The organism is Streptomyces sp. NPDC092045, assembly GCF_044756005.1.
Lineage (GTDB): Bacteria > Actinomycetota > Actinomycetes > Streptomycetales > Streptomycetaceae > Streptomyces.
The window spans coordinates 165,289-173,028 of sequence record NZ_JBIVSC010000012.1 but is presented as its reverse complement, the minus strand read 5'-3'; the positions used below and the strand labels follow the sequence as shown (position 1 = coordinate 173,028).

Genomic DNA, 7,740 nt, shown 5'->3' with positions numbered 1-7,740 from the left:
ACAACCGGTATCGGGGCGACCCTCCGCCTTGCGATCGCACGCACCGGACACCGCCGGGCCTGCCCTCCGGGCAGACGGCGCTACTTTCGACACACCCCCTAGACCGGCCGGGTCCCCAGGTGCTTCGCGGCGAACGCCAGGTCCAGGGCGACCTGCTTGATCCGCTCCTCCACCACCAGGGAGCCGTGGCCCGCGTCGTACCGGTACACCTCGTGCACCGCGCCCCGGGCCGCGAGCCGGTCGACGTAGTTGTCGATCTGGCGGATCGGGCAGCGCGGGTCGTTGACCCCGGCCGAGATGTGCACCGGGGCCTTCACCGCGTCCACGTACGTCAGCGGCGACGAGGCCGCGTACCGCTCGGGCACCTCCTCCGGCGAACCGCCCAGGAGCGTCCGGTCCAGCGCCTTCAGGGCCTCCATCTCGTCCTCGTACGCCGTCACGTAGTCCGCGACCGGGACCGCCGCGAGCCCGACCGCCCAGACGTCCGGCTGGGTGCCGAGACCGAGGAGCGTCAGATAGCCGCCCCACGAGCCGCCGGACAGGACGAGCCGCTCCGGGTCCGCGAGCCCGCTCTCCACCGCCCACGTCCGGACCGCGTCGACGTCCTCCAGCTCGATCAGGCCGACCCGGTGCTTCAGCGCGTCCGTCCACTCCCGGCCGTACCCCGTCGAGCCCCGGTAGTTGACCCGCACCACCGCGTACCCGTGGTCCAGCCAGGCCGCCGGGCCCGACGCGAAGGCGTCGCTGTCGTGCCAGGCCGGGCCGCCGTGCACCTCGAAGACCGTCGGGAACGGGCCCTCGCCCTCCGCCGGGCGCTGCACGAGCGCGTGGACCCTGCCGCCGGGGCCCTCCACCCACACGTCCTCCACCGGCAGCGACGGCGGCGCCTTCGGGCCGGGCGGGTCCAGGACGACCCCGCCGTCCGTGGAGCGCACCACGGGCGGCTCGGCGGCCGAGGACCACAGGTACTCCACGCTGCCGTCCGGCCGGGCCGTCGCGCTCGACACCGAACCGGCCGGGGTGTCCACCCGCACCAGGGCGCCGGTCGCGATCTCGTACCGCCACAGCTCGCTGCGGGCCTCGAAGCCGTGCACGATCAGCAGGCCCGAGCCGTCCGGGTACCACTCCGCCGACACGTCGCCCGGCAGGTCGAGCCGCAGATCGGTCTCGTCGCCCGTCGCCACGTCCCAGAGCATCGGCTCCCAGCGCCCGCGCCGCTGGTGGCCGACGAGCAGCCGGGTGTCGCCGGCGGCCGGGGCGAAGCCGAGGACGGTGAGGCCCAGCTCCTCCGTGCCGCCCTCGGTGTCGTCGAGCTCCGCGACCGTGCTCCCGTCGGAGGCGCGCAGGACCCGCAGCGCCGAGTGCATCGCGTCCCCGTGCTCGGTGTGCTCGACCGCGACGAGCGAGCCGTCGTACGACAGGTCGCCGACCCCGGCCGACTCCCGGTGCCGGTAGATCTCGACCGGGGCGCCGCCCCCGGGCCGCACGAGGTGGACCGTCGAGCCGTCCTCGTCCGTGGAGCGGCCCACCACGACCGTGCCCTCCCGGCCGATCGCGAGCCCGGCCGGATAGGAGGGGGCCAGGTCCGGCACGGCCGGCTCGTCCGCGCCGCCCGCGAACGGCTGCCGCATCCACACCCCGAACTCGTCCCCGTCGGTGTCCGCGAACCACCAGACCCACGCGCCGTCCGGGGACAGCGTCCCGTCCGTCGTCCCGTTCGGCCGGTCCGTGACCTGCCGCTGCCCGCCGGTCGCCCGGTCCCACGCGTACAGCTCGTACGTCCCCGTCGCGTTGGACACGAACAGCGAGCGGTCCGGCGCCTCCTCGGCCCACTCGGGCAGGGAGACGCGGGGCGCGCGGAAGCGCCGCTCCCAGACGGGTGCGTCGGTGCTCTCGGTGCTCTCGGGATTCTCGGGGTTCTCGGGGTTCCTGCTCTCAGTCATGGCACCCATCATGCTCCGGGCGGAGGGCCACCGGGTCGCGTGCTCCGCAACCTGTGGATAACCTCGCCGACATGCACGATCCGACCCCCGAGGAGAGGTACGGGGCCGACGGGGAGGACTGGGACGAGCGCGTCCCGGCCCACGCGGCCGGCCCCCCGCACGACCTCGACGCCTTCCGCGCGGGCGAGGACGTCCTGCGGGGCTTCGAGGTCGCGGAGGTCGGGGACGTCACCGGGCGCACCCTGCTGCACCTGCAGTGCCGCACCGGCCTGGAGACCCTCTCCTGGGCCCGGCGGGGCGCCGCCCACGTCGTCGGCCTCGACCCCTCCGAGCGGGCCGTCGAGACCGCCCGCTCGCTCGCCGCCGACCTGGGCCTCACGCAGGACCGGGCCGCCTTCGTCGCCGCCGACGTGTACGACGCGGCCGAGGCCGTCCCCGACGGCTCGTACGACGTCGTCTACACCGGCGGCGGGGCGCTGCGCCGGCTGCCCGACGCCGAGCGCTGGGCGGAGACCGCCGCCTCGCTCGTCGCCCCCGGCGGCTTCCTCTACCTCGCCGAGTTCCATCCGCTGGCCGACTCGCTCGACGACGAGACCGGCAGCCGGGTCGTGCGCGACTACTTCGTCCGCGACCCGTGGACGGACACCGCCCCCGGCGCGCACGCCGACTCCGGCGCGGACCGGGCGCACCCGGTCGGCGAGGTCGTCACGGCGCTCGCGCGGGCGGGCCTGCGGATCGACTTCCTGCACGAGCACGACGTCTCGTCCGTCCCCCGCTACGGCACCCTCCAGCGGCACGAGGACGGCTGCTACCGCTTCCCGGCGGACCGCCCCCGCGTCCCGCTGATGTACTCGGTCAGGGCGTCCCGCCCGGACCGGCCCCGGGGCGCGTCCGGCAGGCCGGGGCCGGACGGGCCCTAGGGCCTCTCCTCCGGGCGCACGTGGTGCGTCCGCCGCCCGTCCGGGCCGAGGACCTGCGCCCCGACCTTGTGCGTGCGCAGCGAGAGCGCGGTGCCCGTGATCCGCAGCGCCGGGGCGGCCCGTACGAGCACCGCCGTCACCTCGTGCAGCTCGTCGACGGTACGCAGCCACATCGCGAGCGCCAGGTTGTGCGGTCCGGTGACCGAGGTGACCAGCCGGGTCTGGCGCAGCCGGCCGAGCGCGGCGACCGTCTCCGGCACCTCCAGGGGAGGGACGTCCGCCGTGACCAGCGCCCACACCGGGCGCCCGGAGAAGCGCGGCGCGGGCAGGCAGTGGTGGTGGAACGCGCCGGACGCCGCCAGGACGTCCAGCCTGCGCCGCACCGTCGACTCGCTCGCGCCGCACCGCCGGGCGAGCTCGGCGGCGCTGCGGCGGGCGTCCCCCGCCAGCTCCGCGACGATCCGCCGGTCCAGATCGGTGACGCGCGGGTACGCGCGCGCGTGGGTCCTGTTCCGCCGGTCCCCGCCCGTCAGCTCCGTGAGGTGCTGGATCTGACCGGGGGTGAGCTGGTCGATCCGCGACCGGTACGGGCGGTTGTGCAGCCGCGTGACGACCTGCGCGCGGCACCTGAGCACCCCGGGCAGGCGCCGCACCCGGCCGGCGAGGTAGGCGTCGAGGGCGTGGAGGTCGGGGGAGGCGACGAGCAGCACCAGGTCGGCGTCGCCGGTCACCTGGTGGACGCCGAGGGTGCAGGGGTCCTCCGAGAGCTCGCCCGCGGTGGCCTCGATGGCCCCGGCGACGCACTCCAGCTCCACCCACGCGTACAGGGTGGCCTCCTTGCCGTGCCGGGCGACGAGCAGGGAACTCCAGGCGTAGCCGTTGCCGCTGAGGTGCTCCCAGCGGCGGGCGAGGGTGTCCGGGCTCGCCTCCAGGACGGCCGAGAGCTGGGTCCAGCTGGCGCGCGGGGCCATCTGCAGTGCGTGGATCAGCGCCAGATCCGCCTCTCCCAGGACGGATTCCCCGGTATCCATGTGCCTCCTTGGCCGATCCCCGGAAAACCCGGCCTGTGGGTTCCGAGGCGCCCCAGGATGGGCACCGGGGCACGTGCATTCAATCCCGTGGCGACGGCCTCCGCCATGACGCCGGGCACAACGCGCCAACACGGCGGGCGGGTTACGGTCCGTGCGGCGGCCGCGGATGCGGCGGGCCACGGGCACGAAGGGCCGCCGCGCGGGCCGGGGCTCCACGGCACACACCCCACGCGCGCGCGTGAACCGGGAAGGGCGGGGATGACGAGGCACCTGCGGGAGAAGGGCCGTCCGGCCGGTCGCCCGGCCGGCGGCACGACCGGGCGCGTCCGGCGCATCGGCCGCGTCCGGGAGGCCGGGGACGCCGGGGATCCCGGGGACGTCGGGGAAGCCGGGAACGGCGCAGGAGGCACCGGGAACGCCGGAGGAGGCGCCGGGGGCGTCCGGGGCGCCGGAGCCGGGGACCCCGCCGGGACCGAGCTGCTCTGGGGCGAGCCGGTGACCGCCGGCCAACTCGCCGCCGCCGAGAGCGGGTACGCCCGCTGCGGCCCGGACGAACGCCTCCTCTGGGAGCGGCTCTCCGTCTTCGAGGGCGCCTTCTGCCGGGACGCCGTCCGCGAGGTGTGCGCCTCCGGCACGCTCTCCCCGGCACGGGTCCGGGCGGCCCTGGACCGGCTCGCCCCCCTCGCGCTGCTGCCCGTCGACGACCTGTTCGAGGGCGAGGAGGACGAGCCCCGCTACTGGATGCCGCTCCCCGTGCGCGCGGTGGGCGCCCGCAGGCTCACCGCGCGCGGCGACCGCCGGTCCGTCGTCCTGCACCACCGCAGGTGGTGCGCCCGGCTCGCCCGGCGGGCCGCCGACCGGTGGCAGAGCGGCCGGCAGCTCGACGCCCGCGACCTCGCCCTGCGGGAACTCCCGGACCTGGCCGTCGCCATGGACCCCACGACCGCCCCGCCGTCCCCGGGCGCCGAGGACGGCACGGCCGTCGAGATCGTGGTCTCCCTGTGGTTCCTGTGGGCGGTCTGCGGACGGGTCGCCGAGGGCCGGACCCGGTTGCGGCACGCCCTCGCCCTGCACCCCGGGCCGCCGCCGGCCCGCGCCCTGTGGCTCGCCGCCCACCTGGAGCTGGAGGCGGGCCGCCCCGAGGACGCCGATCCGCTCCTCGTCCGGGCCTGGGCGGCGGCCGTGCGGGACGGCGACGACCGCTGCCTGGGCCTGCTCGCGCAGCTCCGCGGCTCCACCGCCCTCCACCGGGGGCGCACGCGCGCGGCGGCGGCCGAGTTCCGGGAGGCGCTGGCACTGACGGAGGAGTCCCCGGAGTTCGGCCCCGGCCGCGAACCGGCCTGGGCCGGACTCGCCCTCGCCCTCGCCCGCACCGATCCGGAGTCGGCGCGGGAGGCCCTGGACCGGCTGCCGCTCGAACGGGCGGGGCGGTGGGCCTGGTCGGGGCGGGACCTGTGGGCCGAGGCCTGGGCGCACCACGCGCGCGCCGAGCTCCTCGCCGGGGACGGGGAGCGGGGGAGGGCCGCCGACCATGCCCGGCGGGCGCTCCGCGCCCATCTGGCGCTCGGCTCGGCGGCGGGGGCGTCCTGCGCGGCCGAGCTCCTCGCGGAGCTGCGGATCGCGACCGGCAGGCCCGTCTCGGCGGCCCACCTCCTGGGCGCCGTGGACGTGCTGCGGAGCTCCGTCTTCGGCGAGGCCCACCGCCCGGCGGCCTCCAGCGCGGCGGCGCGGAAGCGCAGCGAGCGGTCCCTGCGGGAGGCGCTCGGCACGGCGGAACTGCGCCGGGCGTACGAAGAGGGCGCGCACCTGGGCCTGTTCGCCCTCTCCGAGGAGTTCTAGGTTCCGCGCTCCCGCGGGATCACGGCGTCACGATCGGGAACAGCGGATCGGGCTTCGTCACGTACGACAGGAGGCGGCCGAGCAGGGCCGGGTCGCCCTCCACCCCGACCCCGAGCTCCGCGGGCCCCTGCCCGGCGAGCAGCCCGAGGAGCTGTGGCTTGGACAGGGTCAGGGTGAGCCCGGCGGGCGTCCGGGGGTCGGTGACCGTCCGGTGGGTGAGGGCGCCGTTGTGCAGGGTGAGGCGCCTCCGTCCGCCCTCCGGGTCGTCCGTCAGGACCAGGTCGAGGGTCAGGTCGTCGTCCCAGGCGCGCGGCCCGTCGATCGCGACGGCGAGCGAGTCGACCAGCATGGGGACGGTGAGGGCCGCCGCCATCTCGGGGTTGGTGGTGTCGATGACCTCGCCCCCGGCCCCCTGCCGGAGCTCCTGCGCCGAGGTCAGGTAGAAGTTGCGCCAGGGGCCGTTCTCGGAGCCGTGCCCCAGCCGTTCGTAGACCCCGGCGAGCGCCTCCTTGGCCTCCTCGTGGACCGCGCTCGCCGGGCGCTCCTCGCCGACGGGGACCTCCGGCGCGGTGGCGAAGACCAGGTGGTTCAGGAGGGTCGCGGCGAACCGCAGGTCGCCCTCCTCCACGTACGCGCGTGCCTTGGCCAGGGTCTCGGCGGGGCCGCCCGCCACCGCCACGTACCGCTTCGCGAGTTCGACCGGCGGGTGCTCCCACAGGTGGGCCGCGTTGCCGTCGAACCAGCCCAGGTAGCGCTGGTAGACCGCCTTCGCGTTGTGGTTCAGGGAGCCGTAGTACCCGCGCGCGTGCCAGGCGCGGGCGAGCGCCGGCGGCAGTTCGATCGTCTCGGCGATCTCCGGCGCGGTGAGGCCCTCGTTGAGCAGCCGCAGCGTCTGGTCGTGCAGGTACGCGTAGAGGTCGCGCTGTTCGGTCAGGAACCGCACCACCTCGTCGTGGCCCCAGGTCGGCCAGTGGTGGGAGGCGAAGGCGACGTCGTACCGCCCGTGGAAGTACTCGATCGCCTCGTCGAGGTACGCGGACCAGACCCGGGCGTCCCGGACGACCGCGCCGCGCAGGGTCAGGACGTTGTGCATGTTGTGCGTGGCGTTCTCGGCCAGGCACAGGGCGTGGAGGTCGGGGAAGAGGAAGTTCATCTCGGCCGGGGCCTCGGTGCCCGGCGTGAGCTGGAAGACGATCCGCACGCCGTCGACCGTCTCCTCCTGGCCGGTCTCCGTGACGTCCACGGTCGGCGGGATCAGGCTGATGGTGCCGATGGAGGTGGTCTGGCCGAGTCCGGCGCCGATCTGGCCGTCCGGCGCCTTCGGCAGGTTGGCGCCGTACATGTAGCCCGCCCGGCGGGTCATGGCGTTGCCCGCGTACACGTTCTCGCTGACGGCGTGCTCCAGGAAGCCGGCCGGGGCGAGGACGGGCACGCCCTCCTCGGTGCCGTGCGGGAGGACGCCCCGGGCGCCGCCGAAGTGGTCGCCGTGGGAGTGGGTGTAGATCAGGCCGGTGACCGGGCGGTCGCCGCGGTGCTCGCGGTAGAGGGCGAGGGCCGCGGCGGCGGTCTCCGTGGAGATGAGGGGGTCGATGACGACGACCCCGCGCCCGCCCTCGACGAGCGTCATGTTCGACAGGTCGAGGCCCCGCACCTGGTAGACGCCCTCGGTGACCTCGTAGAGCCCCTGCCTGGCGCAGAGCCGCGACTGGCGCCAGAGGCTGGGGTGCGCGGTGTCGGGGCAGTCCGCCTCCAGGAACCGGTAGGCGTCGCCGTCCCAGACCGTCCGCCCGCCGTCGTCCGCGACCGCGCCGGGAACGAGGGCGGCGAGGAAGCCCCGGTCGGCGTTCTCGAAGTCCGTCGTGTCCTCGAACGAGGGGAGGGTGTCGTTCATGGGCGGGGTGCTCCGTTCCGCACGGGCGGTGCTCGCCGTACCGGTACGTGGTGGTTCGTCCAGACGTGTACCGGTCCATCTGACCACCGTGCCCCCGTGCCCGCATGCCGGGGCGG

5 protein-coding genes are annotated in these 7,740 nt (G+C 75.9%); 2 read left to right on the top strand and 3 right to left on the bottom strand.

Annotation, left to right across the window (positions count from 1 at the left end; genetic code table 11):
• Window positions 1-98 precede the first annotated feature (98 nt).
• Entirely contained in the window at window positions 99-1,943 is a 1,845-nt protein-coding gene (locus ACIQKA_RS24795) for a prolyl oligopeptidase family serine peptidase (RefSeq protein WP_402542414.1), read from the bottom strand.
• Window positions 1,944-2,014: 71 nt separating this feature from the next.
• On the opposite strand from ACIQKA_RS24795, the gene ACIQKA_RS24790 reads away from it, so the two are divergent.
• On the top strand, window positions 2,015-2,863 hold the full coding sequence (locus ACIQKA_RS24790) for a class I SAM-dependent methyltransferase (RefSeq protein WP_402542412.1): 849 nt from the start codon (window positions 2,015-2,017) through the stop codon (window positions 2,861-2,863).
• Here the strand turns inward: ACIQKA_RS24790 and ACIQKA_RS24785 are convergent.
• On the bottom strand, window positions 2,860-3,894 hold the full coding sequence (locus ACIQKA_RS24785) for an AsnC family transcriptional regulator (RefSeq protein WP_391095700.1): 1,035 nt from the start codon (window positions 3,892-3,894) through the stop codon (window positions 2,860-2,862). The genes ACIQKA_RS24790 and ACIQKA_RS24785 overlap by 4 nt on opposite strands.
• 258 nt (window positions 3,895-4,152) lie before the next feature.
• Here ACIQKA_RS24785 and ACIQKA_RS24780 point away from each other — a divergent pair, with 258 nt between their 5' ends.
• On the top strand, window positions 4,153-5,733 hold the full coding sequence (locus tag ACIQKA_RS24780) for a tetratricopeptide repeat protein (protein ID WP_402542411.1): 1,581 nt from the start codon (window positions 4,153-4,155) through the stop codon (window positions 5,731-5,733).
• 19 nt (window positions 5,734-5,752) lie between these two features.
• On the opposite strand, the gene ACIQKA_RS24775 is transcribed toward ACIQKA_RS24780, so the two are convergent.
• Window positions 5,753-7,624 carry an alkyl sulfatase dimerization domain-containing protein gene (locus tag ACIQKA_RS24775; protein WP_391095696.1) on the bottom strand — a complete coding sequence of 624 codons (1,872 nt, stop codon included), beginning with the start codon at window positions 7,622-7,624 and terminating at the stop codon, window positions 5,753-5,755.
• Between the last annotated feature and the right edge of the window lie 116 nt (window positions 7,625-7,740).

Excerpts from the sequence above, each read along its gene's own strand:
- ACIQKA_RS24795 (WP_402542414.1), bottom strand. The coding sequence starts at position 1,943 with ATGACTGAGAGCAGGAACCCCGAGAACCCCGAGAATCCCGAGAGCACC.
- ACIQKA_RS24785 (WP_391095700.1), bottom strand. The coding sequence starts at position 3,894 with ATGGATACCGGGGAATCCGTCCTGGGAGAGGCGGATCTGGCGCTGATC.
- ACIQKA_RS24780 (WP_402542411.1), top strand. The coding sequence starts at position 4,153 with ATGACGAGGCACCTGCGGGAGAAGGGCCGTCCGGCCGGTCGCCCGGCC.
- ACIQKA_RS24790 (WP_402542412.1), top strand. The coding sequence starts at position 2,015 with ATGCACGATCCGACCCCCGAGGAGAGGTACGGGGCCGACGGGGAGGAC.
- ACIQKA_RS24775 (WP_391095696.1), bottom strand. The coding sequence starts at position 7,624 with ATGAACGACACCCTCCCCTCGTTCGAGGACACGACGGACTTCGAGAAC.